The organism is Streptomyces sp. NPDC023157 (genome assembly GCF_055560575.1).
The window spans coordinates 5,830-27,796 of the sequence record NZ_JBVHIL010000013.1; the positions used below are offsets into that span (position 1 = coordinate 5,830).

Sequence of the window (21,967 nt, forward strand, 5' to 3'; positions counted from 1 at the left end):
CGGGGGGGGGGGTGTGCGGGCCGCGACCTCCACTTCGCTTCGCTCGTTACGGGCGCCGCCACGTCCGGACACCCCCACCCCCGCGCCGCCCCCCTTCTCGCCGTCGCCGTGTGCCGCTTCGGGCGTCTTTCCGTACTCGCCCGCCCTGCGGTTCGTGCGGACCGCTTTCCAGCGGGCCAGGGTGCCGAGGGTGAAGACGGTGAGGACGGCCAGGATCATGGCCTGGCCGATCGCCAGGCCCCAGAACAGGCCGTAGCCGGGGAGGGCGGTGGGTGGGGTGTCGGGCCAGGCGGCGGGGAGGTCGGTGGGGGCCGACATCAGGGAGCGGAGGGCCTGGGGGGTGTGGGTGAAGGTGACGCCCGGGGGCCAGCTGCCGTGGGTGAAGAGGGCGGAGAGGCCTGTGGCCGTCCAGATGAGGACGGCCAGGCTGAGGAGGAGGGCCAGGAGTCCCACCACCAGGCCGTCGGGGATGCCGCCGCCGGCCTGGTGTCGTTCCTTCTGCATGTCTTAGGCCACCGTCGACTGTGGGTCGTTCATCTGCTGTTCGATGAGGATCGCGCGCTGCTCGGTCTCCCATTCGAGTTCCGGGTCGTTGGTGGACGACTCGGTCATCGCGCGGTCGGTGTAGACGAGGGGGCGTTCTCGTTCGGTGATGAGGTGTTTCACCACTTGGACGTTGCCGTTGACGTCCCAGACCGCGATGCCGGGGGTGAGGGTCGGGATGATCTCCACCGCCCAGCGGGGCAGGCCCAGGACGCGGCCGGTGTTGCGGGCCTCGTCGGCTTTCTGGGCGTAGATGGTGCGGGTGGAGGCCATCTTGAGGATGGCCGCGGCTTCCTTCGCCGCCGCGCCGTCGACGACGTCGGAGAGGTGGTGGACCACGGCGACGAAGGACAGGCCGAGGCGGCGGCCGAACTTCAGGAGGCGCTGGAACAGCTGGGCCACGAAGGGGCTGTTGATGATGTGCCAGGCCTCCTCGACGAGGAAGATGCGCTTCTTCCGGTCGGGGCGGATCCAGGTGTGTTCCAGCCACACTCCGACGATCGCCATGAGGATGGGCATGGCGATGGAGTTGCGGTCGATGTGGGACAGGTCGAAGACGATGAGGGGGGCGTCCAGGTCGATGCCGACCGTGGTGGGGCCGTCGAACATGCCGCGCAGGTCGCCGTCGACCAGGCGGTCGAGGACGAGGGCGACGTCCAGGCCCCAGGCCCGTACGTCGTCTATGTCGACGTTCATCGCCTCGGCGGACTCCGCCTCGGGGTGGCGCAGTTGCTCGACGATGTCCGTGAGGATCGGCTGGCGGTCGGTGATGTGCTCGTTGACGTAGGCGTGGGCCACCTTGAGCGCGAAGCCGCTGCGCTCGTCGAGGCCGTGGCCCATGGCCACCTCGATGATGGTGCGGAGGAGGGCGAGCTGGCCGGTGGTGGTGATGGACGGGTCGAGCGGGTTGAGGCGGATGCCGTCGTCGTTGGCGACCGTCGGGTCCAGGCGGATGGGAGTTATCCCCAGCTCCTGGGCGATGAGGTTCCATTCGCCGACGCCGTCCTCGCCCTGGGCGTCGAGGACGACGACCTGCCGGTCGCGGAAGCGGAGCTGGCGCAGGACGTAGGTCTTCTCCAGGGCCGACTTGCCGTTTCCGGATTCGCCCAGGACGAGCCAGTGGGGGGCCGGGAGCTGCTGGCCGTACAGCTGGAAGGGGTCGTAGATGTACCCCTTGCCGCTGTAGACCTCGCGGCCGATGATCACGCCTGAGTCGCCGAGGCCGGGGGCCGCGGTCGGCAGGTAGACGGCCTGGGCCTGGCCCGTGGAGGTGCGGACGGGCAGGCGGGTCGTCTCGACCTTGCCGAAGAGGAAGGCGGTGAAGGCTTCGGTGAGGACGGACAGCGGATCTCGCATCGGTCTGTGCCCCTTCGGCCCTAGCGGCGGATGCCGGTCGCGAACGGCAAGGTGTTCACAAAGGCCCGGTGGTGCTCGCGGTCGCACCACTCCAGCTTCAGGTACGACTTGCCGGCGGAGGCCCTGATCGTGCGCTTGTCCCGGGCCAGGGCCTCGGGGGAGCGCGACGATACGGTGATGTACCCGACGAGGTTGACGCCCGCCGCGCCACTGGCGAGATCTTCACCCCGCTGGTCGAGCCGGCCGTGGGCGGCGAGGTCGCGGGGGTCGACGGTGCGGTTCATCTTGGCCTGCCGGGAGGCCTCCGCCTCGTCGTTGGTCTTCTCCGTCAGCATCCGCTCGATGGCGACCTCCGTGGGCTCCAGGTCCATGGTGACGGCGACCGTGCGGATGACGTCGGGGGTGTGGACCAGGAGCGGGGCGAGGAAGTTGACGCCGACGGGGGTCATCGGCCACTCCTTGACCCAGGCGGTGGCGTGGCACCAGGGGGCGCGGGTGGCGGACTCGCGGGTCTTGGCCTGGAGGTAGGTGGCCTCCATCGCGTCCAGCTCGGCCGGCCAAGCGTTTCGTTTCGTCATGGCCTGGATGTGGTCGATCGGGTGGTCCGGGTCGTACATGGAGTGCACGAGGGACGCGAGGCGGGACTGGCCGAGGGGCTGGCGGACGCGGATGTCGGCCTCGGCGAGGCGGGCGCAGATGTCGGTGAGCTCGCGGGCCATGACGACGGCGAGGCCGGCGTCGCGGTCCAGCTTGCGGGCGCCGGAGGCGTGCCGGGCGGCGCGGGCCATGGCGTTGGCCTCGGCGGCGAGTTCGCGGGTGTAGTGCATGCAGGCGACGAGGTAGGCGCGGTGCTGCTCGCTGGAGGTGGAGACCATCGACTGGAGCTGCTCGTACGACTCCTGGAGCCAGCCGGGGGCGTGGTGGTCGCCGCGCTGGGCGACGTCCTTGGCGTGGGCGTCGGGGTCGGCGGGGAGGGTGCGGGCGAGCATCTGGAGGCGGGTGACGAAGCCGTCCCCGTTGGCGACGTGCTTGAGCAGGGTGCCGAAGCGGTCGACGAGGGCTTCCTGGTCCTCCGAGTCGCGCAGGCCCACGCCCGGGCCCTCGATCTCGATGGCGGCGGTGACGGTGCGCCGGTCGGCGTGCAGCAGGACGGCGATCTCGTCGGGGCCGAAGGGGGCGGCGAGCCAGCCGATGCGGCCGATGCCGGGGGGCGGGCCGACCTCGACCTCGCGGCCGTCGAGGCGGGTGCCTGCCTCGACGGTGCCGGAGCGGTAGGCGGTGCCCCGCTTGAGCATGCGCTTGTAGCTGCGGTTGATCTCGAACCACTTGTAGAAGGTGCGGTGTCTGTACGGGACGTAGACCGCGGCCAGCGCGAGCATCGGGAAGCCCGTGAGGAGGGCGATCCGCAGGGACAGGACGGGGACGATCAGTCCGCTCATCATGCCGAGGAAGGCACCGGCGATGATCAGCGCGATCTCGCCGGTCTCGCGGTTCTTGCCGACGATCGCGTTCGGCCGGGCGCGGCCGATGAGATACGTGCGGCGGGGCGAGACCGGCTGGGACTGGGTCGTCAACGCCCTCCACCTCCTGAGTTCTTGCTGTTGCTGCTACGGCTGGTGTGCGGGGTGCCCGCGGTGGGGCTGCCGCTGCGGGGCGGGGGCGGCGGCGTGGCGGAGCCGCCCGAGGAACCGCCCGTCGAGCCGCCGCGGCTGCTGTGGGCGGCGACGCCTCCGGCGAGCGGGTTGGCGGGGCGGGGCGCGCCGCCGCTCTGGCCGCCGCCGCCGGCGTCGCGGGTGCTGTGGGTCTTGATGCCCTGGGAGACGAGGGAGGCGGGGGAGGAGATGACGGCGGCCGCCGTGTTCTCGCCGGCGCGGTGGAGGCGGTTGTCGCGGGAGGCGACGATCTCGTCGCCGAAGCCGGGGACGAAGCGGTAGATCATGCCCGAGGCGAAGATCGCCAGCAGGATGATCGCGAGGCCGGAGACGACGGCCGAGAAGGCGTTCGGGCCGGTGCCGGAGGACAGGGCGCCGGCGAGTCCGAGGACGATGACGATGACCGGCTTGACCAGGATCACCGCGATCATGATCCCGGCCCAGCGGCGGACGTGGCCCCACATGTTCTTGTCGACGAGCCCCGCGTAGACGACGACGCCGAGCAGCGCGCCGACGTAGAGCAGCACGGCGCGCAGGACGAGTTCGAGGTAGAGCACGCCGGCGGCGAGGACGGTCACCAGGGAGACGATGATCAGCATGATCGGCCCGCCGCCGATGCTGTCGCCCTTCTCCAGGGCCTGTTTGAAGCTGCCGAAGAAGACATCGGTCTGCTGGCCGGTGCCGGAGGCGATGACCTCGGTGATGGCGTCGGTGGCGTTGACGACCGTGTAGAGGATGAGCGGGGTGAAGGCGGACGCGAGGACGGTCAGCCAGAGGAACCCGATGGCCTCGGAGAACGCGGTGGTCAGCGGTACGCCGCGGATGGCGCGCTTGGCGACGGCGAGCAGCCACAGGAGCAGGGTGAGGAAGGTGGCGGCGGCGAAGACGATGGCGTAGCGGCCGAGGAACTGGGTGTTGGTGAAGTCGACTTCGGCGGTCTGCTTGACGGCGCCCGAGAGGGTTTCCACGACCCAGGCGGCGGCGCTGGCGCAGCCGCGGGCGAGGGAGCTCAGGGGGTCGAGCGCGGACGTGGGATCGGTGACCGAGGGGGAGCCGGTGCCGCCCGGGGCCTGGCCCTTCTCGCACAGTTCGCGGGCCTGGCCCACGATGAGCCCGCACGGATTGTTGCTCGCCCCCGGCGAAGGCGTCCCGCTCGGCGTGCTCGTGGGCGTCGGGGTCGGCGCCGCGTACGCGCGGGAGGCGAGGAGGACGAGAGTGGCGGGGACGGCGGCCACGCCCGCGCCCAGTGCGCGGAGCGGGAAGCGTCGGCTAGCGGGCATAGGTGAAGCCTCCGTAACCCTCGACGGCCTTGGCGATGTCGTCCGCGAGCGAGGCGCGGTTGTCGCCGTTGACGGGTGTGGGGCCCTCGACCTGCTCCGAGCCGGTGATCTTCCAGTCGTCGCCGACCCAGCGGAGCTTCTCGGTGAGGGTGAACCACGTCGATGTGACCGGCTTGGTGGAGCCCTCGCCGGCGAGTCCCACGAGCCCGGTGGACCAGACCTCGACGGTGGCGGTGTCGCCGGTGAAGTCCTTGACCTTCGTGCCGACCGGGATGGTGCGGGAGACGAAGGTCAGCCCGCTGGGGGCGGTGCCGTTGGCGTCGAGGCCGACCTCGGTCAGGAACGCGGTGGAGTACGAGGTGTCGAGGTCGCGCACCAGGGCGTCGGCGACCGCCGGGTCGTGGGTGGCCCGGACGATGCTCTCGCGCGGCCCGCGCTGGAACATGTCCACCGAGCCGAGGGCGACGGCGTAGTTCGCCGCCGCGCTCTGCGCGCCCTGCTCGTCGTGTGCGAAGCCCTTCGGGATGTCGCCGTTGCGGCCGGTCACCGGGCGGACGCCGGTGGCCGCGGTGGGGGCGCCGGAGCGTGCGGGGGCGTCGGGGGAGCCGGACTTGGTGTCCGCCGGGTCGCCGTCGCCGCGGTTGGCGAGGGCGATGGCGGCGATCAGGAGGACCACGACGCCGACGACCGCGATGAGCGAGCGGGAGCTGCGGGCGGGCGGGCGGGGGGCGCCGGACTCGGGGAGGCGGGTGCGGGTCTGGCCGTCGTGTTCGTCGCCGAGGCTCATGCGGGGTACGCCCCTTCAGCCGTTCGCGGGTACGACAAAGGCCGTGCTGGCTGCCGCTCGGGTGCGGCGTGGTGACTGGACATCAGGGGACGCGACCTCGGTGGTGAGAAACGGGTTAGACGGCCATCCCGTACACGATGGTGAAGAGCGTCCCCAGGGACCCGATGATGAAGACGCCGGTGAGACCGGCCACGATCAGGCCCTTGCCCTGTTCCGCGCTGAAGGTGTCGCGCAGCGCGGTCGCACCGATGCGCTGCTTGGCGGCTCCCCAGATGGCGATGCCGAGGCAGAGCAGGATGGCCACGGCCATCACGACCTCGATCATCACCTTGGCCTCGGCTCCCAGGCTCCCGAAAGGCCCCCAGTTCGGGGCGATTCCACCGATGATGGTGGTGATGTCGCCCTTCTCGGCCGCCAGGTACATGTAACTCACCGCCCCTGTTGGGTAGTTCGTCGCCCGCGCCGGACGGCATGGGTCGTCGACCTATCTTCGCTGATGAAACCGCTCGCGTGTGACGGCTTGACGGCTCTCTTTACCCGATCACCGCACATCTGACCGATCTGACCGTCTTGACCTGCGACGGTGCGGCCGGTTTGTATGCGGAGACGCGTATGGTCACTCTGTGTATCACGGAGGGTGACTCCGGGCAATGATTGTCGTTGTGGCACCTTTGGGGGCGGCGCCGGAAGGCGCGGGGTCGCCGGAGGGGCCGGAGCGAGGGGGCCGCGCCTAGACTGGCGTGGCGGGGCGTACTGCCAAGATCCGAGGGGTGGTTGACGGTGCGTAAGGCGCGCGGAGCGTGGCTGGTGGCCGGTGGGGCGTTCGGTGTCTGCCTCAGCTTTGTCGCCCTGATCGTCGTCGGGACGTACTCCGCCGCCGCCGGGCTCGTCGGCGGGGCCGGGAACGGCCGGAACGGGACGGTCGCCCTCGCGAAGGGGGCCGTGCCCGCGGCGTACCAGGGTCTGGTGCAGAAGTGGGGCAACCTCTGTCCGGCCATCAATCCCGCGCTGCTGGCCGCGCAGCTCTATCAGGAGAGCGGCTGGAATCCGACCATCGTCTCGCCAGCGAACGCCCGGGGCATCGCCCAGTTCATCCCCGGCACCTGGGCCGGCCACGGCATCGACGGGGACGGCGACGGCGACCGCGACGTGTGGGACCCGGCGGACGCGATCCCCTCGGCCGCCTCGTACGACTGCGAGCTCGCCGGGTACGTGAAGGACGTGCCGGGGGACCCCACGAACAACATGCTCGCCGCGTACAACGCCGGGGCCTACCGGGTCATCAGGTCCGGCGGGGTGCCGCGGATCAGCGAGACGCAGAACTACGTGCGGATCATCCGCTCGCTGGAGAAGAGCTTCGCCCGCCCGGTGGGCCGGGTCGACCCCTCGCGGCAGGCGGCCGGGGCGATCTACTGGGCGCAGCAGAAGCTGGGCACGCCGTATCTGTGGGGCGGTACGGGCACGGCGGCGCAGAACGGCCGGTTCGACTGCTCGGGGCTGACCCAGGCCGCGTACCTGGAGGTCGGGATCGAGCTGCCGCGGGTGGCCAACGACCAGTACAACGCGGGGCCGCACCCCGGGCGGGACGAGCTGCTGCCGGGGGACCTGGTCTTCTTCTCCGACGACCTGAGCAATTCGCGTGCGATCCGGCACGTCGGGATCTACGTGGGCGGCGGCTACATGATCGACGCCCCGCGGACCGGGGCGGTGATCCGCTTCGACCGGATCGACACGCCCGACTACTTCGGGGCGACCCGGGTGACGAAGGACGGGGCGGCCGCGCTGCCGACCGGACTTCCGCAGTAGCCCGGGGCGGCCGGCCTGGCCGGAACTCTCCGTAGGGCCGCGGCCCTGGGCTGCGACGACCCGTCACCTTTCGATAACGTCCTCATGATCTTGGGCGGAGAGCGGAACGCTGCCTTCGGGCGGATCGTTCACCGATCCGACCACTCCGACCACGGGGGCTGGACACCACCCACACACAGCAAGGGGCGGCAGCAGATGGCTGGACTCGCATCGGACGGTTCGAACCCCGATGTCAGCCTGCTCTACGACATCAACGGGCTGGCGAAGGCCGCCCCGCCGTGGTTCGACCGCGTCATGGGCTTCGTGGGCGAGTACGGCATCATGCTCGGCCTCGTCCTCGTCGCGCTCGGCTGCTGGTGGAGCGTCCGCCGCCGCGGCACGCCCGCCGACTCGGTCGCCGGGCTCGCCGCGCTGATCTGGGCCCCGCTCGCGGCCGGCGTCGCGCTGCTGGTGAACATCCCGATCCGCGGGTTCGTCGAACGGCCCCGGCCGTTCAACGACCACCAGGGGCTCGAAGTCCTCGTCGACGGCAAGACCGACTACTCCTTCGTCAGCGACCACGCCACCATGGCGATGGCCGTCGCCGTCGGGATCTTCGTCGCCCACCGCAGGTTCGGCCTCGCCGCCATCGGCCTCGCGCTCACCGAGGCCTTCTGCCGCGTCTACATGGGCGTCCACTACCCGACCGACGTGGTCGGCGGCCTCGCCCTCGGCACCGCCGTCGCGCTGCTCCTCGCGCCGCCCGCGCTCGCCCTGCTCACCCCGGTCGTCTCCGCCGTCGCCCGCTCCCCGCGCGGTGCCCGCCTGGTCCGCTCGCGGCGTGCCGCCGAGCGTCTGGCGGTGGCCGAAACCGTCGGTATGCCGGAGTCACGGCTCGGTTCCGGGGAACGGGACCTCGCCGCCTAGGGCCCCTCAGGATCCGGCGGACGCCAGGTGTTCCGTGGCGTCCGTACGGGCCCGCTCACGTGATCTGCGGGCCGGGCCCGTCCAGCCGCAGCTGCACCGGGCCGTCGCGAACGATCCGCGTTCCGTGGTCTGCGTGTGATGCACGCTCTCCACCGTACTGCGCGTGACGAGCCGCCCCGACCGTCGTTATTCGGACGGGTGGGACCCGGGCGGACCACGGTACGGCGTTGGGGGTTGGCAGGCGATGGCGGTGCGGAACGGATGCTCGGGCGGCGCGTGGGCCGTCGCCGCGGCCCTGCTGGGAACGGTGGCCGCCGGCGGCTGCGCGGCCCCCCAGGACGACGCCGAGCCGGGCGGTGATCCGGCGCGGACGGTACGGGGCGCCGCCGAGGCGCTGGCCCGCGCGGGGTCGTCCCGGACCAGCACCTCCATGGAGATGGCCTCCGGCGGCACCCGCGTCACCATCCGCGGCGAGGGCGGCTACGACTTCCGCCGCCGCACCGGCACGCTCCAGGTGATCCTCCCCAAGGACGCCGCGGGCGAGAGCGAGCACCGGCCCATCACGGAACTCCTGGCGCCCGGCGCGCTCTACATGAAGAACCGGGGCGCCGGCGTCCCCGCCGACAAGTGGGTACGGGTCGACACCACCGCCCTCGACGACGGCAACCTCGTCACCGGCGGCGCCACCGACCCGGCCGCCGCCGCCGAGCTGCTGCGCGGCGCCCGCACGGTGGCGTACCTGGGCGTGGTCGACCTCGCGGGGGTGAAGGTGCGGCACTACCGGGGCGTCACCGACATCGCCGAGGCAGCCCGGCACGCCTCCCCGCAGGTGCGCGGAGCGCTCGCCGCCGCGGCGAAAGGGTTCACCACGGACACGGTGCCCTTCGACGCGTATCTGGACGGGGAGGGGCTGCTGCGGAAGGTCCGCCACCAGTTCAGCTTCAGCAACCAGGGGCGCACGGTCGCGGTCGCGTCGACCACGCTGCTGTACGGGTTCGGCGCGCGGGTGACGGTGACGCTGCCGGACCACGAGGACATCTACGCCGGGAAGATCAAGGTCTGACCGGCCCCGGGGCCGGGCCCCACCGTGGCCATCGCCAAATGGTCCGGACGTGTCATGTGCGGTCCGTAGGGCGCTCCCTACGCTGGGAGACCGACGCCGGCAGGAAGAGGTGAATGCGCATGGCTCCGCCGCCCGCCACCGCGACCACGCTCAGCGATCCCGAGCGCATCGCCCTGGCCGAGATCGAACTGTGCGGTGAGCTGATCATCGCCGCCTCGGCGGCCGCCGAGGAGCGGCTGAGCGCCGACCGCATCGACGAGGTGCTGCGGGTCGGCGCCGGGCGCGCGCACTAGCCCGCGACCGGCGCGCGCCGGACCCCGCGCCCCGCGCCCGTGCTCAGGTGCGCATCATGCGGGCGATGGCCTTGGTGGCCTCCTCGACCTTCGCCTCGATCTCGTCGCCGCCCTTGGTCGCCGCGTCCGCCACGCAGTGGCGCAGGTGCTCCTCCAGGAGCTGGAGCGCGAAGGACTGGAGGGCCTTCGTGGAGGCCGAGACCTGGGTGAGGATGTCGATGCAGTAGACGTCCTCGTCGACCATGCGCTGGAGCCCGCGGATCTGCCCCTCGATGCGGCGCAGCCGCTTGAGGTGCTCGTCCTTCTGCTGGTGGTAGCCGTGCACGCCGTGGTCGTGGTCCGTGCCGGCTGCGGCGCCGACCGAGGGGTCGCCTGCCGGGTCGGTGGTGGCGGCCTCGGGGGTGAGCTGGTCCGCCTCGGTGGTCGTCATCGCGTCCTCCCGTTGTCCAGAAAGGGTGGGTATACCCCTCGTGGGTATATGGTACCGATCGTCGGGGAAACCGTGCGGGCCCCGTGCAGATCACTGTGCCTGATGGAGGACACTGAAGGGACGCCGGTTAGCCGTGGCCGGATGATGCGCCTAGCATCAGCCTGACCGAAACCCAGCACCCCGAGGACCCCACGTGCGATTTCGTCTGACCCCCAGGGAGACGAGCTTCTATGACATGTTCGCCGCGTCCGCGGACAACATCGTCACGGGCGCCAAGCTCCTGATGGAACTGCTCGGAGCGGACGCCTCCGCCCGGGCCGAGATCGCGGAACGGATGCGGGCAGCGGAGCACGCCGGCGACGACGCGACCCACGCCATCTTCCACCAGCTGAACTCCTCGTTCATCACGCCGTTCGACCGCGAGGACATCTACAACCTCGCGTCCTCCCTCGACGACATCATGGACTTCATGGAGGAGGCCGTCGATCTGGTCGTCCTCTACAACGTCGAGGAGCTCCCCAAGGGTGTCGAGCAGCAGATCGAGGTGCTGGCCCGGGCCGCGGAGCTGACCGCCGAGGCGATGCCGAACCTGCGGACGATGGCCAACCTGACCGAGTACTGGATCGAGGTCAACCGGCTGGAGAACCAGGCGGACCAGATCCACCGCAAGCTGCTGGCGACGCTCTTCAACGGCAAGTACGACGCGATCGAGGTGCTGAAGCTCAAGCAGATCGTGGATGTGCTGGAAGAGGCGGCCGACGCCTTCGAGCACGTGGCCAACACCGTGGAGACCATCGCGGTCAAGGAGTCCTGAGCTTCGTGGACACCTTCGCCCTGATCGTGACCATCGGTGTCGCGCTCGGCTTCACGTATACGAACGGCTTCCACGACTCCGCCAACGCCATCGCCACCTCGGTGTCGACCCGGGCGCTGACGCCGCGGGCCGCGCTCGCGATGGCCGCGGTCATGAACCTGGCGGGTGCGTTCCTCGGCAGCGGGGTCGCCAAGACCGTCAGCGAGGGCCTGATCGAGACGCCGCAGGGCGACAAGGGGATGGGCATCCTCTTCGCCGCGCTGGTCGGCGCGATCATCTGGAACCTCGTCACCTGGTACTTCGGTCTGCCGTCCTCCTCCTCGCACGCCCTCTTCGGTGGCATGGTGGGCGCGGCGCTCGCGGGCGGCACGGAGGTGATCTGGTCGGGTGTGCTCGACAAGGTCGTCATCCCCATGTTCGTCTCGCCGGTGATCGGTCTCCTCGCCGGTTACCTGGTCATGTGCGTGATCCTGTGGCTCTTCCGCAAGGCCAACCCGCACAAGGCCAAGCGCGGCTTCCGTATCGCGCAGACCGTCTCGGCGGCCGGCATGGCCCTCGGCCACGGTCTGCAGGACGCGCAGAAGACCATGGGCATCGTGGTGATGGCCCTGGTCATCGCCGATGTGCAGCAGCAGGGCGACGACATCCCGGTCTGGGTGAAGATCGTCTGCGCCATGATGCTCTCGCTCGGCACCTACGCCGGCGGCTGGCGGATCATGCGGACCCTCGGCCGCAAGATCATCGAGCTGGACCCGCCGCAGGGCTTCGCCGCGGAGACCACCGGCGCCTCGATCATGTTCGGCTCGGCGTTCCTCTTCCACGCGCCGATCTCCACCACCCACGTCATCACCTCGGCGATCATGGGTGTGGGCGCCACCAAGCGCGTGAACGCGGTCCGCTGGGGCGTCGCCAAGAACATCGTGCTCGGCTGGTTCATCACCATGCCGGCGGCGGGTCTGGTGGCCGCGCTGAGCTACTACGTCGTGGCGCTGTTCTTCGGCTAGGAACCGCGCGGCACGTGGTTGGGCCCGGCTCCCCTGTGGGGGAGCCGGGCCCTTGTGCGTCATACGGCGGCACCGCCATGCAGCGCCGTACGACGGTCTGTGGGCCGGTCCGGACGCGTGGTCCGGACCGGGTCTGCCCGGAGGCCTATCCGAAGCGGCCGGAGATGTAGTCCTCGGTCGCCTGGACGCTCGGGTTGGAGAAGATGCGCTCGGTGTCGTCCAGCTCGATCAGCTTGCCGGGCTGGCCCACGGCCGCCAGGTTGAAGAAGGCCGTACGGTCCGAGACGCGGGCGGCCTGCTGCATGTTGTGCGTCACGATGACGATCGTGAAGCGCTCCTTGAGCTCGCCGATGAGGTCCTCGATCGCCAGCGTGGAGATCGGGTCGAGCGCCGAGCAGGGCTCGTCCATGAGCAGGACGTCCGGCTCGACCGCGATGGCGCGGGCGATGCACAGGCGCTGCTGCTGGCCGCCGGAGAGGCCGGAGCCCGGCTTGTTGAGGCGGTCCTTGACCTCGTTCCAGAGGTTGGCGCCCTTGAGGGAGCGCTCGACGATCTCGGCGAGTTCGGACTTCTTGTAGCTGCCGTTGAGGCGCAGGCCCGCCGCCACGTTGTCGAAGATCGACATGGTGGGGAAGGGGTTGGGGCGCTGGAAGACCATGCCGACCGTGCGGCGCACCGCGACCGGGTCGACGTTGGCGCCGTACAGGTTCTCGTCGTCCAGCATCACCTTGCCCTCGACGCGGCCGCCGGGGGTGACCTCGTGCATGCGGTTCAGGGTGCGCAGGAAGGTGGACTTGCCGCAGCCGGACGGGCCGATGAAGGCCGTCACGGAGCGGGGCTCGACGGTCATGGAGATGTCGTCGATCGCCTTGTGGTTGCCGTAGTAGGCGGAGAGGCCGCTGACGTCGATTCGCTTGGCCATATCAGTTCACTTCCAGGGTAGCCGCGGTCAGCGGCCGGTCTTGGGGGCCTTCCAGCGGGCGATGCCGCGGGCCACCATGTTGAGGATCATGACGAAGGCGATCAGGACGAGCGCGGCGGCCCAGGCGCGGGCCACGGCGGCGTCGGTGCCGACCGCGTACTGCTCGTACACGTAGAGCGGCAGGGAGGACTGGGCACCTTCGAAGGGGTTCGGGTTGATGAGCTTCGTACCGAACACGAGGAGCAGCACGGGGGCCGTCTCACCGGTGATGCGGGCGACCGCGAGCATGACGCCCGTGGTGATGCCGCCGATCGCGGTGGGCAGGACCACCTTCAGGATCGTGCGCCACTTGGGGACACCGAGGGCGAGGGAGGCCTCGCGCAGCTCGTTGGGGACCAGCTTCAGCATCTCTTCGGTGGAGCGGACGACGACCGGCATCATCAGGATCGCGAGGGCCATCGCGCCGGCGAACCCGGAGGGCCCGAAGCCCAGCATCAGGTTCCAGGTGGCGAGGATGAACAGACCCGCGACGATCGAGGGGATGCCCGTCATGACGTCGACGAAGAAGGTGACGGCCTGGGCCAGCTTCCCGCCGCCGTACTCGACGAGGTAGACCGCGGTCAGCAGCCCGATGGGCGCGGCGATCACCGTCGCGATGGCGACCTGCTCGATGGTGCCGAGCAGCGCGTGGTAGAGACCGCCACCGGCCTCGGCGTCGAGGACGCCGTTCATCGAGTGGCTGAGGAAGTACGGGTCGAGGACTTCCAGGCCCTTGCTGATGGTGACCCAGCCGAGCGAGACCAGCGGGACCACGGCGAGGACGAAGCAGACCCAGACGAGGCTGGTCGCGACGCGGTCCTTGGCCTGGCGGGAGCCCTCCACCTTGGTGGTGATCGCGTAGGTGGCGAGGACGAAGAGCAGAGCGGCGATCAGGCCCCACTGGACCTTGCTGTGCCAGCCGGCGGCGAGGCCGATGCCGCAGCCCGCGGCGATCGAGCCGACGGCGACGGCGGCGGGGGTCCAGCGCGGGAGCCGGGCGTGGGAGAGGGAGCGGCGCGGGCCGACCGCGGCGACCGGACGTTCCTGTATGGCGTGGCTCATGCGTTCGCCCCCGAGTACTCCTTGCGGCGCGCGATGATCATGCGGGCGGCGCCGTTGACCAGCAGGGTGATGACGAAGAGGACGAGACCCGAGGCGATCAGGGCGTCCCGGCCGAACTCGTTGGCCTCGTTGAACTTCGCGGCGATGTTCTGCGCGAAGGTGCCGCCGCCCGGGTCGAGCAGATGGCCCGAGAGGACGAAGCTGGGCGAGAGGACGACGGCCACGGCCATCGTCTCGCCGAGGGCGCGGCCGAGGCCGAGCATCGAGGCGGAGATGATGCCGGAGCGGCCGAAGGGCAGCACCGACATGCGGATGACCTCCCAGCGCGTGGCGCCGAGGGCGAGTGCGGCCTCCTCGTGCATCCGCGGGACCTGGAGGAAGACCTCGCGGGTCACGTTGGTGATGATCGGGAGGATCATGATCGCCAGCAGGATGCCGACGGTGAACAGGTTGCGGGCGACGCCGTCGGCGGACTTGTCGAAGATGTACGTCCAGCCCAGGTACTGGTCGAGCCACTGGTTCAGGCCGCCGAGGTACGGGACGAGGAAGATCGCGCCCCACAGGCCGTAGATGATGCTGGGGACGGCGGCGAGCAGGTCGACCACGTACGCGAGCGGCTTGGCCAGCTTGCGCGGGGCGTAGTGCGAGATGAAGAGCGCGATGCCGATCGCGACGGGCACGGCGATCGCCATGGCGATCACCGAGGACACGACCGTGCCGAAGGCGAGGACCGCGATGCCGAAGACCGGCGGGTTCGCGGCGGGGTTCCACTCGAAGGTCGTGAAGAAGTTGGTGCTGTCCTGCGAGATCGCGAGGACGGCGCGGTACGTGAGGAAGACCGCGATCGCGGCCATGATCACGAGGAGGGTGATGCCGGAGCCGCGGGACAGACCGCTGAAGACGCGGTCCCCGGCGCGGCCCACGCTCTTGGCGCGGCGGCTGCTCCGTATGTCAGGTGTTTCGGGTGATGTGGTGGCCATCTGCTTCTCCGGTCTGCGGGGCCGGTACGGGGGGCGTACGGGCTCCTGGCGGCGGTGCACCGGATGCCGGGTCCGGCCCCTCCACGGGAGGTGAGGGGCCGGACCCGGCCGGGGGTCAGGACAGGGTGGGGACGATCTCGCGGACCTTGGCCGCGATCTCGGCCGGGAGCGGGGCGTAGCCGGCGTCGGAGAGGACCTTCTGGCCCTCCTCGCTGGCGGTGTAGTTCAGGAAGGCCTTCAGGGTCGGCAGGGTCTCCGCCTTGTTGCCCTTGTCGCAGGCGATCTCGTACGTGACCAGGGTGATCGGGTAGGCGCCCTCGGCCTTGGTCGTGTAGTCGAGGGAGAGCGACAGGTCGCTGCCGGTGCCCTTGATCTTGGCGGCGGCGATGGCCTTGGAGGCGTTCTCCGTGGTGGCCGCGACCGGGGCGGCGGCGCCGGTGTTGATGCTGACCGTGGAGATCTTGTTGGCGGTGGCGTAGGAGAGCTCGAAGTAGCCGATGGAGCCCTCGGCGTCCTTGACCGCGGTGGCGACACCGGAGGAGCCGTTGGCGGCCTGGCCACCGGGGGCGGGCCACGACTTCGTCTTCGGGTCGTACTTCCAGTCGGCCTTCGCGGTGGCCGAGAGGTACTTGCCCAGGTTCTGGGTGGTGCCCGACTCGTCCGAGCGGTGGAAGGCCTGGATGGTGGAGTCCGGCAGCTTGGCGCCCGGGTTCAGCTTGGCGATCGCCGGGTCGTTCCACTTGGTGATCTTCGTGTCGAAGATCTTGGCCAGGGTGGGGGCGTCCAGGACGAGGTTGTCCACGCCGTCCAGCTTGTAGCCGATGGCGATGGGGCCGCCGACCATGGGCAGGTTGATGCCCTTGCCGCCCTTGCAGATCTTCTGCGACTCGGCGACCTCTTCGTCCTTGAGGGCGGAGTCGGAGCCGGCGAAGGTGACCTGGCCCTGGTTGAACTTGGTGATGCCACCACCCGAGCCGATGGCCTGGTAGTTGACCTCGACGCCCGAGCAGGCGGCCTGGAAGTTCTTGACCCACAGGTCCATCGCGTTCTTCTGCGCGCTGGAGCCGGCGGCCAGGAGCTGGCCCTTCGCACCCTCGCACTTGACGTTCGACGCGGCGGCGGAGGTCTTGCCACCGTCCTTGGTGGGCTCGTTGTTGTTGTCCGAACCACACGCCGAGAGAACGAGCGCGCCGGAGACGACGAGGGCACCGATCGCGGAGGCGCGAAGCCCGTTTCGCGAAAGCTTCACTTTCGGGTGTTCCTTCCAGAAGCCGCCTGCCTGGACCTTGCTGTCCTGGACGTTGTACGGCGGCGCGTGTCGGAGTGGTGGGTGCGGCACTGTGCTGTGCACCTTGTACGGCCGAAATTAGGCAGAACAGGTGAAGCGGTCGACGGGGGAGGGTGAACGGGAAGTGAACCGTGCCGGAAGTGCGGGTGCGAGATCTCCGGCGGGGCGGCGCCCGCCGCTGTCGATCTTGCCCGGCGGCCCGTGTCGCGCGGCGCCCGTGCCCTTTCGGTGACACCGGCCGTTGCTCCAGTGTCATCGACGGTGCAGGGGAGAACATGATCGACACGCGTGACCCGGAGCGGCGGTCCAGGACGTTCTCTCGCTGCTACATCACCCCGGAGCTCCAGGTGTGGCTCGACACGGGTGGTACGACGGCGGGCTGGCTGCGTGGACGCGTCCCCCTGATCTCGTACGCCCGGATCTCCGCCGACAGACTGGGCGGCGATGCCATCGGCGTCCTCCGCCAGCACCGGAACAACGCCAAGAGCGCGGAGGCACGGGGCTGCGCCGTGGTCCTGCGGTACGAGGACAACAACCTCACGGCGGCGAAGGAGACGGTCCTTCGTCCCGCGTTCCGCCGTATGTGCCAGGACATCGCTCACGGCGCCGAGCGGGAGACGGGGATCCCTGTGCGGGGGTGTGTCAGTGTCGAGCGGGAGCGCGTGTACCGCCTTCGCCCGGACTTCCTCGCCTTCCAGGATGCCCTGGCTCTGGCCGGCGGAGCGGTCTTCATCGAGGGCGGGAACGTACTCGATCTCACCGAGGACGGCGGTCCGGTCCCGGGGACGTCGGAAGGGGACCGGGTCCGCGCTCGTGCGGCCATGAGCCGCGCCGACCGCGCCGAGGAAGGCCGGGTCTACGCGGGACCCCGTCGGTTCGGCTGGCTCGGAGCGTCCGCGACCCCCTACCGGATCGGCAACATGCACCGGGACGCCGAGGAGTGGCCGCACCTGCTGGCCATGATCAAGGCGCGTGCGGCGGGTGGGTCGTGGCGGGGGATCGCCGCCGAGATGAACCGGCGAGGCGTCAGGACCGCAAGGGGAGGCCGGTGGTCCGAGCAGGGAGTGAAGGGGCTGGTCGCCAACCCGGCGTGGTGGGGCGGGCGCATTCTCGACGGTGCGCTTGTCATGGGTGCCGCGACAGGCGAACCCGTGATCGGGGAGTGGGACCACGCCGACGAAGCGCGGGACGGAATCGGCTTCCAGACCTGGAGCGGCATCATGCGAGGGGTGCGCGCGGCGCGCCTCCACCGGGGCGTGGAACGCCCCGGAGAAGCGTCTCGGCAGGCGGTCGGCACGTCCCGGACCTACCTGTTCTCCGGGGTTCTCCGGTGCGGCCGCCGCAACGAATTCGGGGAGGTCTGCCGGTCCAGGCTCTGCGGTAACAAGGCGACCGGCAGGAATCAGAAGTACGGGGACTACTACCGATGTGGCGACCCCAACTGCAAGGGCATCGGCCGACGCGTGGCCCCTGTGGACGAGTTCCTGGTGGGGCTGCTCCTCGACCGTCTCGACGAGCACTTCGCGGACGGAGCGGCCGAGCCGCCCGCATGGCGCGGCACGACGAAGCTGGCCGGGCTTCTTCGGACGCGCGAGGAGGTCGAGTCCGCCGTCGCCACGGGGGAAGCGTCCTGGGGTGATGTTCAGGACCTGCTCCTGCGGCTCGGCCGGAACATCGCGGGCCTGGATGCGGAACGGCAGGAGTACGAGGAAACGTGGGCGAAGGAGAACCTCCTCCGCGGGTGGCGACGCGAACGGTGGGGGCGGATGGGCATGCGCGAGAGGCGTGAGGTGATCGCCCAGGTGTTCGCGTCGGTGCTCGTCCTTCCCGTGCCGGAGGGGACCAGCGACAAGGCCCCCTTCAATCCCTCGCTGCTCATCCCCTCATGGCGCCGGGGGACAACCGGCCCGCTGCCTTCAGAGCCGTGAGGAGCGCGTCGACGAGTTCCTTGTCCCTGTCCCGGGTAAGACGGGCGCGCGCGTCCCGTGGGGAGAGCCAGAGCAACCGTGTGACTTCCCGGTTGGGCTCGAACGAACCGCCGGTGGCCTCGGCTGCCCAGTAGCGGACCTCCTTGCCGTGCTCCTGGACCGTGTAGCGCACGGTGGGCAGTTCGGCACCTAGAACGCATGACCTGCCGGTCTCTTCCCGCACCTCCCGTACGGCTGCCGCTCGCGCTTCCTCTCCGTGCTTCAGCTTCCCTTTCGGATGGGACCAGTCGTTCCACTTCGGACGGAAGATCACCGCGATCTCGACCCCCCGCCCCGACGCCGCCGGGCGCCAGAGGACGCAGCCCGCGGCGAGGATCACGGGACGCCTGCCGTGGTGCGGGACCAGGCGCGCTGGAAGGCGAAGCGGGAGGCTTCGACGTCGTGGCGTTGGTCGGCGTGGAGGACGCCGAGGGCGTAGGCGGTGGCCGGGGCGATGCGGGGGGTGCGGGCGGCGGTGGCGGCGGCCGCGGCGGCTTCGGCGGCGTCGCGGTGGCGGTCGAGGGCGCGGCCGGCTTCGTAGAGGAGCGGGTCGGGTTCGGCGCCGGCGTGCAGGACCTCGCCGGCGTAGCGGTGCAGGCGGAGCAGGGCGCGGGTGTGGTGCCAGGGCGCGTCCTGGTTCTCGCCGGCGGCGAGGGCGAGGGCCTCGGCGTTGTACGGGTGGGCGGCGCGGGTGAGGGGGAGGGCGGCGACCGCGTCGAGGAGGCGGTGTTCGAGGCCGAGGGCGGGGGCGTCCAGGACGTCGAGGGCGGGGGCGGCGCCGGCCGGGCCGAGCGGGACCTCGGAGGCGAGCAGGGCGACGGAGTCCGCGACGGCGTGGAAGCGGGCGGAGCCGAGGGCCTGGAGGGCGGCGGAGTGGGCGCGGGTGCGGGCGAGGGTGAGCTGGCGTTCGAGGAGGGCGCCGGCGCGGGCGGCGCCGACGGTGAGGCCGGGGCCGGTGCTCTCGGTGCGGCGGGCGGCGGGGACCGTCAGGCCGGCGCCGCCGCTCGACAGGCGGGACAGGGCGTCCACGAGCCGGACGAGGCGGGAGGTGCAGGCGTGCTCCAGGGCGAGGGTGCCGGAGAGCCAGGCGAGCTCGGTGCGGAGCTGGTCGGCCCAGGCGGTGTCGAGGAGCGGCCGGAAGGTGTGGAGGGTTCCGCTGATGCGGCGGGCGGCGGCCCGCAGCGTCCGGGTGGCCTCTTCGGCGCCCGCGGTGTCGGCGCCGCTGTCGCCGTGCAGGCGCAGGCCGCGGAGGAAGTCCGCGGCCCGCGCGTGCAGGTAGGGGGTGAGCACCTCGCCGGCCGAGACCTCGGAGGTGATGTCAGGGTTGTGCACGCCGGCGCCTCCGCGCGTCGATGAGCATCTCCTGGACGTGCCGCAGTGGCTGGCCTTCGGGGTCGGTCGCGTGCCGCGTCCAGTTCCCGTCCGGGCCGAGGTGCCAGGAGGAGGTGGTGTCGGACATCCCGGTCTCCATGAGCCGGGTGAGTGCGGCCCGGTGGGCGGGGTCGGAGACCCGTACGAGGGCCTCGATCCGCCGGTCCAGGTTGCGGTGCATCATGTCGGCGCTGCCGAGCCAGACCTCGGGTTCGCCGCCGTTGCCGAAGGCGAAGACCCGGGAGTGTTCCAGGAAGCGCCCGAGGATCGAGCGGACCCGGATGTTGTCGGAGAGGCCTTCGACGCCGGGGCGTACGGCGCAGATGCCGCGGACCCAGATGTCGATGGGGACGCCGGCCTGGGAGGCCCGGTAGCAGGCGTCGATGACGGCTTCGTCGACGAGCGAGTTGACCTTGATCTTGACGTAGGCGGGCCGCCCGGCGCGGTGGTGGGCGACTTCCTTGTTGATGCGGGAGACCAGGCCGTCGCGGAGTGACTTGGGGGCGGTGAGCAGGCGCCGGTAGGTCTCGCGGCGGGAGTAGCCGGAGAGCCGGTTGAACAGGTCGGAGAGGTCGGCGCCGACCTGGGGGTCGGCGGTGAGCAGGCCGAGGTCCTCGTAGAGCCGGGCGGTCTTGGGGTGGTAGTTGCCGGTGCCGACGTGCGAGTAGCGGCGCAGGACCTCGCCCTCCTGGCGTACCACGAGGGACAGCTTGCAGTGGGTCTTGAGGCCGACGAGGCCGTAGACGACGTGGCAGCCGGACTCCTCCAGCTTGCGGGCCCACTTGATGTTGGCCTGTTCGTCGAAGCGGGCCTTGATCTCGACGAGGACGAGGACCTGCTTGCCGGATTCGGCGGCGTCTATGAGGGCGTCGACGATCGGGGAGTCGCCGGAGGTGCGGTACAGCGTCTGCTTGATCGCGAGGACGTCCGGGTCGGCCGCCGCCTGTTCCAGGAAGGCCTGGACGGAGGTGGAGAACGAGTCGTACGGGTGGTGCAGGAGCACGTCACGTTCGCGGACCGCGGCGAAGATGTCGGGCGCGGAGGCGGACTCGACCTCGGCGAGGTCGCGGTGGGTGCCGGCGACGAACTTGGGGTACTTGAGCTCGGGCCGGTCGAGGGAGGCGATGCCGAAGAGGCCGGTGAGGTCGAGCGGGCCGGGCAGCGGGTAGACCTCGGCGTCGGAGATCTTCAGTTCGCGTACGAGGAGGTCGAGGACGTAGGGGTCGATGGACTCCTCGACCTCCAGGCGCACCGGCGGGCCGAAGCGGCGGCGCATGAGTTCCTTCTCCAGGGCCTGGAGCAGGTTCTCGGTGTCGTCCTCCTCGACTTCGAGGTCCTCGTTGCGGGTGACCCGGAACATGTGGTGGGCGAGCACCTCCATGCCGGGGAAGAGCTCCTCCAGGTGCGCGGCGATGACGTCCTCCAGCGGGACGTACCGCTCGGGGGAGGCCTCCAGGAAGCGGGAGAGCAGCGGCGGGACCTTGACGCGGGCGAAGTGGCGGTGGCCGCTGACGGGGTTGCGGACGACGACCGCGAGGTTGAGGGAGAGCCCGGAGATGTACGGGAAGGGGTGCGCGGGGTCCACGGCCAGCGGGGTGAGGACGGGGAAGATCTGCTGCCGGAACAGGGTGAAGAGGCGGGCCTGCTCCTTCTCCGTGAGTTCGGGCCAGCGGATGAGGTGGATGCCCTCGTCGGCGAGGGTGGGGGCGACGTCCTGCTGGTAGCAGGCGGCGTGCCGGGCCATGAGCTCGCGCGAGCGGGTCCAGATGAGGTCGAGGACCTCGCGGGGCTGGAGCCCGGAGGCGGAGCGGGTGGCGACTCCGGTGGCGATGCGGCGCTTGAGGCCGGCGACGCGGACCATGAAGAACTCGTCGAGGTTCGACGCGAAGATCGCGAGGAAGTTCGCCCGTTCGAGGAGGGGGGTCTGGGGGTCCTCGGCGAGTTCGAGCACCCGCTCGTTGAACGCGAGCCAGCTGCGCTCCCGGTCGAGGAAGCGGCCCTGGGGGAGTTCCCCGGCGCTGTCGTCGTCCTCGTACGCGTCGAGGTCGGCGTCCAGATCGGGTTCGAGCTCGCTGGTGGCCGCGCCGTTGACGGCGTGCGGCCGGTGAGCGGCTATGGACCCCAGGGACGGCTGGGCGGATTTCGCGGACGCCTTCGCGGACGGCTGGACCGGGACCTCGGCGGGCTGCTGGCTCATGGTCCCATTCTTCCGCGCGAAGGGCTGGTGGGGCGCGTCGGAGCGGGCCGTGGGGGAGGGAAGTCTCCCTTTGGGAAGAGCGGGCACGGAGCGCTTCATTGCGTGAGCGTCGCAAGCGCGTCTGAATGGCCGGTAACGGGGACGTGTCCTCCGGGAATCGGGGGCGGGGCCGCATGGGCCCCGCCACCTGCGTTTCTGTGGGCGCCG

General features: G+C 70.7%; 20 protein-coding genes and 1 pseudogene (1 of these 21 cut by a window edge). 7 read left to right on the forward strand and 14 right to left on the reverse strand.

The features are described 5' to 3' along the window. The 6 genes and pseudogenes from ACZ3ZE_RS34495 to ACZ3ZE_RS34520 all read right to left on the reverse strand — a co-directional run. Window positions 1-504, reverse strand: a pseudogene (locus tag ACZ3ZE_RS34495) (type IV secretory system conjugative DNA transfer family protein); it reaches 1,126 nt to the left of the window's first position. A gap of 3 nt (window positions 505-507) precedes the next feature. Further along, a complete protein-coding gene (locus tag ACZ3ZE_RS34500) occupies window positions 508-1,899 on the reverse strand; it encodes an ATP-binding protein (protein WP_361180200.1) in 1,392 nt (463 codons plus the stop codon). 20 nt (window positions 1,900-1,919) lie between these two features. Further along, entirely contained in the window at window positions 1,920-3,473 is a 1,554-nt protein-coding gene (locus tag ACZ3ZE_RS34505) for an SCO6880 family protein (RefSeq protein WP_361628636.1), read from the reverse strand. After that, window positions 3,470-4,831, reverse strand: coding sequence for a hypothetical protein (locus ACZ3ZE_RS34510; protein WP_361180206.1), 1,362 nt, complete (start codon window positions 4,829-4,831; stop codon window positions 3,470-3,472). Before ACZ3ZE_RS34510 ends, ACZ3ZE_RS34505 begins: the two co-directional genes overlap by 4 nt. Then, on the reverse strand, window positions 4,821-5,618 hold the full coding sequence (locus tag ACZ3ZE_RS34515; RefSeq protein WP_361180208.1) for a DUF8175 domain-containg protein: 798 nt from the start codon (window positions 5,616-5,618) through the stop codon (window positions 4,821-4,823). The genes ACZ3ZE_RS34510 and ACZ3ZE_RS34515 overlap by 11 nt, the downstream gene beginning before the upstream one ends. A 115-nt stretch (window positions 5,619-5,733) precedes the next feature. Continuing rightward, the gene (locus tag ACZ3ZE_RS34520; RefSeq protein ID WP_046908545.1) at window positions 5,734-6,042 is read right to left on the reverse strand and encodes a hypothetical protein; all 309 of its coding nucleotides are present in this window, start codon (window positions 6,040-6,042) and stop codon (window positions 5,734-5,736) included. A gap of 350 nt (window positions 6,043-6,392) precedes the next feature. On the opposite strand from ACZ3ZE_RS34520, the gene ACZ3ZE_RS34525 reads away from it, so the two are divergent. From ACZ3ZE_RS34525 to ACZ3ZE_RS34540, 4 genes are all read left to right on the forward strand, one after another. After that, the gene (locus tag ACZ3ZE_RS34525; RefSeq protein WP_361180210.1) at window positions 6,393-7,424 is read left to right on the forward strand and encodes a C40 family peptidase; all 1,032 of its coding nucleotides are present in this window, start codon (window positions 6,393-6,395) and stop codon (window positions 7,422-7,424) included. A gap of 195 nt (window positions 7,425-7,619) precedes the next feature. Then, window positions 7,620-8,330, forward strand: a complete 711-nt coding sequence (locus ACZ3ZE_RS34530; protein ID WP_361628633.1) for a phosphatase PAP2 family protein — start codon at window positions 7,620-7,622, stop codon at window positions 8,328-8,330. Between the two features lie 244 nt (window positions 8,331-8,574). Continuing rightward, window positions 8,575-9,393, forward strand: a complete 819-nt coding sequence (locus ACZ3ZE_RS34535; protein WP_361164784.1) for an SCO4651 family lipoprotein — start codon at window positions 8,575-8,577, stop codon at window positions 9,391-9,393. A gap of 113 nt (window positions 9,394-9,506) precedes the next feature. Further along, the gene (locus ACZ3ZE_RS34540) at window positions 9,507-9,686 is read left to right on the forward strand and encodes a hypothetical protein (RefSeq protein WP_361164787.1); all 180 of its coding nucleotides are present in this window, start codon (window positions 9,507-9,509) and stop codon (window positions 9,684-9,686) included. 43 nt (window positions 9,687-9,729) lie between these two features. Here the strand turns inward: ACZ3ZE_RS34540 and ACZ3ZE_RS34545 are convergent, their stop codons facing one another. Further along, window positions 9,730-10,116, reverse strand: coding sequence for a metal-sensitive transcriptional regulator (locus ACZ3ZE_RS34545; protein WP_361164790.1), 387 nt, complete (start codon window positions 10,114-10,116; stop codon window positions 9,730-9,732). Window positions 10,117-10,309: 193 nt separating this feature from the next. On the opposite strand from ACZ3ZE_RS34545, the gene ACZ3ZE_RS34550 reads away from it, so the two are divergent. Continuing rightward, window positions 10,310-10,930, forward strand: a complete 621-nt coding sequence (locus tag ACZ3ZE_RS34550; RefSeq protein WP_132911618.1) for a DUF47 domain-containing protein — start codon at window positions 10,310-10,312, stop codon at window positions 10,928-10,930. A gap of 5 nt (window positions 10,931-10,935) precedes the next feature. Beyond that, window positions 10,936-11,934, forward strand: a complete 999-nt coding sequence (locus tag ACZ3ZE_RS34555; RefSeq protein WP_361164794.1) for an inorganic phosphate transporter — start codon at window positions 10,936-10,938, stop codon at window positions 11,932-11,934. A gap of 145 nt (window positions 11,935-12,079) precedes the next feature. On the opposite strand, the gene pstB is transcribed toward ACZ3ZE_RS34555, so the two are convergent. The 4 genes from pstB to pstS form a co-directional block, all read right to left on the reverse strand. After that, entirely contained in the window at window positions 12,080-12,856 is a 777-nt protein-coding gene (pstB, locus tag ACZ3ZE_RS34560) for a phosphate ABC transporter ATP-binding protein PstB (RefSeq protein WP_361164796.1), read from the reverse strand. Between the two features lie 27 nt (window positions 12,857-12,883). Then, on the reverse strand, window positions 12,884-13,957 hold the full coding sequence (gene pstA, locus ACZ3ZE_RS34565; RefSeq protein WP_361164799.1) for a phosphate ABC transporter permease PstA: 1,074 nt from the start codon (window positions 13,955-13,957) through the stop codon (window positions 12,884-12,886). After that, window positions 13,954-14,937 (reverse strand): phosphate ABC transporter permease subunit PstC, encoded by a 984-nt coding sequence (gene pstC, locus ACZ3ZE_RS34570; RefSeq protein WP_361164802.1) that lies wholly within the window; start codon window positions 14,935-14,937, stop codon window positions 13,954-13,956. The genes pstA and pstC overlap by 4 nt, the downstream gene beginning before the upstream one ends. A gap of 115 nt (window positions 14,938-15,052) precedes the next feature. Further along, window positions 15,053-16,186 carry a phosphate ABC transporter substrate-binding protein PstS gene (gene pstS, locus ACZ3ZE_RS34575; RefSeq protein WP_361164805.1) on the reverse strand — a complete coding sequence of 378 codons (1,134 nt, stop codon included), beginning with the start codon at window positions 16,184-16,186 and terminating at the stop codon, window positions 15,053-15,055. 170 nt (window positions 16,187-16,356) lie between these two features. Here pstS and ACZ3ZE_RS34580 point away from each other — a divergent pair, with 170 nt between their 5' ends. Beyond that, on the forward strand, window positions 16,357-18,153 hold the full coding sequence (locus ACZ3ZE_RS34580) for a recombinase family protein (RefSeq protein WP_467261844.1): 1,797 nt from the start codon (window positions 16,357-16,359) through the stop codon (window positions 18,151-18,153). Here the strand turns inward: ACZ3ZE_RS34580 and ACZ3ZE_RS34585 are convergent. Genes ACZ3ZE_RS34585 through ACZ3ZE_RS34595 form a run of 3 tightly spaced genes read right to left on the reverse strand, consistent with a single transcriptional unit; the run spans window position 18,101 to window position 21,760 of the window. Continuing rightward, window positions 18,101-18,532 carry an NUDIX hydrolase gene (locus tag ACZ3ZE_RS34585; RefSeq protein WP_361628627.1) on the reverse strand — a complete coding sequence of 144 codons (432 nt, stop codon included), beginning with the start codon at window positions 18,530-18,532 and terminating at the stop codon, window positions 18,101-18,103. The genes ACZ3ZE_RS34580 and ACZ3ZE_RS34585 overlap by 53 nt on opposite strands. Then, window positions 18,529-19,524 (reverse strand): CHAD domain-containing protein, encoded by a 996-nt coding sequence (locus ACZ3ZE_RS34590; RefSeq protein WP_361164814.1) that lies wholly within the window; start codon window positions 19,522-19,524, stop codon window positions 18,529-18,531. Before ACZ3ZE_RS34590 ends, ACZ3ZE_RS34585 begins: the two co-directional genes overlap by 4 nt. Further along, the gene (locus ACZ3ZE_RS34595; RefSeq protein WP_361628624.1) at window positions 19,511-21,760 is read right to left on the reverse strand and encodes an RNA degradosome polyphosphate kinase; all 2,250 of its coding nucleotides are present in this window, start codon (window positions 21,758-21,760) and stop codon (window positions 19,511-19,513) included. The genes ACZ3ZE_RS34590 and ACZ3ZE_RS34595 overlap by 14 nt, the downstream gene beginning before the upstream one ends. Between the last annotated feature and the right edge of the window lie 207 nt (window positions 21,761-21,967).

Bases quoted from the DNA above. Each gene is read 5' to 3' on its own strand.
- ACZ3ZE_RS34535 (WP_361164784.1), top strand. From the start codon at position 8,575: ATGGCGGTGCGGAACGGATGCTCGGGCGGCGCGTGGGCCGTCGCCGCG.
- pstC (WP_361164802.1), bottom strand. From the start codon at position 14,937: ATGGCCACCACATCACCCGAAACACCTGACATACGGAGCAGCCGCCGC.
- ACZ3ZE_RS34500 (WP_361180200.1), bottom strand. From the start codon at position 1,899: ATGCGAGATCCGCTGTCCGTCCTCACCGAAGCCTTCACCGCCTTCCTC.
- ACZ3ZE_RS34510 (WP_361180206.1), bottom strand. From the start codon at position 4,831: ATGCCCGCTAGCCGACGCTTCCCGCTCCGCGCACTGGGCGCGGGCGTG.
- ACZ3ZE_RS34545 (WP_361164790.1), bottom strand. From the start codon at position 10,116: ATGACGACCACCGAGGCGGACCAGCTCACCCCCGAGGCCGCCACCACC.
- pstB (WP_361164796.1), bottom strand. From the start codon at position 12,856: ATGGCCAAGCGAATCGACGTCAGCGGCCTCTCCGCCTACTACGGCAAC.
- pstA (WP_361164799.1), bottom strand. From the start codon at position 13,957: ATGAGCCACGCCATACAGGAACGTCCGGTCGCCGCGGTCGGCCCGCGC.
- ACZ3ZE_RS34515 (WP_361180208.1), bottom strand. From the start codon at position 5,618: ATGAGCCTCGGCGACGAACACGACGGCCAGACCCGCACCCGCCTCCCC.
- ACZ3ZE_RS34530 (WP_361628633.1), top strand. From the start codon at position 7,620: ATGGCTGGACTCGCATCGGACGGTTCGAACCCCGATGTCAGCCTGCTC.
- ACZ3ZE_RS34540 (WP_361164787.1), top strand. From the start codon at position 9,507: ATGCGCATGGCTCCGCCGCCCGCCACCGCGACCACGCTCAGCGATCCC.
- ACZ3ZE_RS34595 (WP_361628624.1), bottom strand. From the start codon at position 21,760: ATGAGCCAGCAGCCCGCCGAGGTCCCGGTCCAGCCGTCCGCGAAGGCG.
- ACZ3ZE_RS34520 (WP_046908545.1), bottom strand. From the start codon at position 6,042: ATGTACCTGGCGGCCGAGAAGGGCGACATCACCACCATCATCGGTGGA.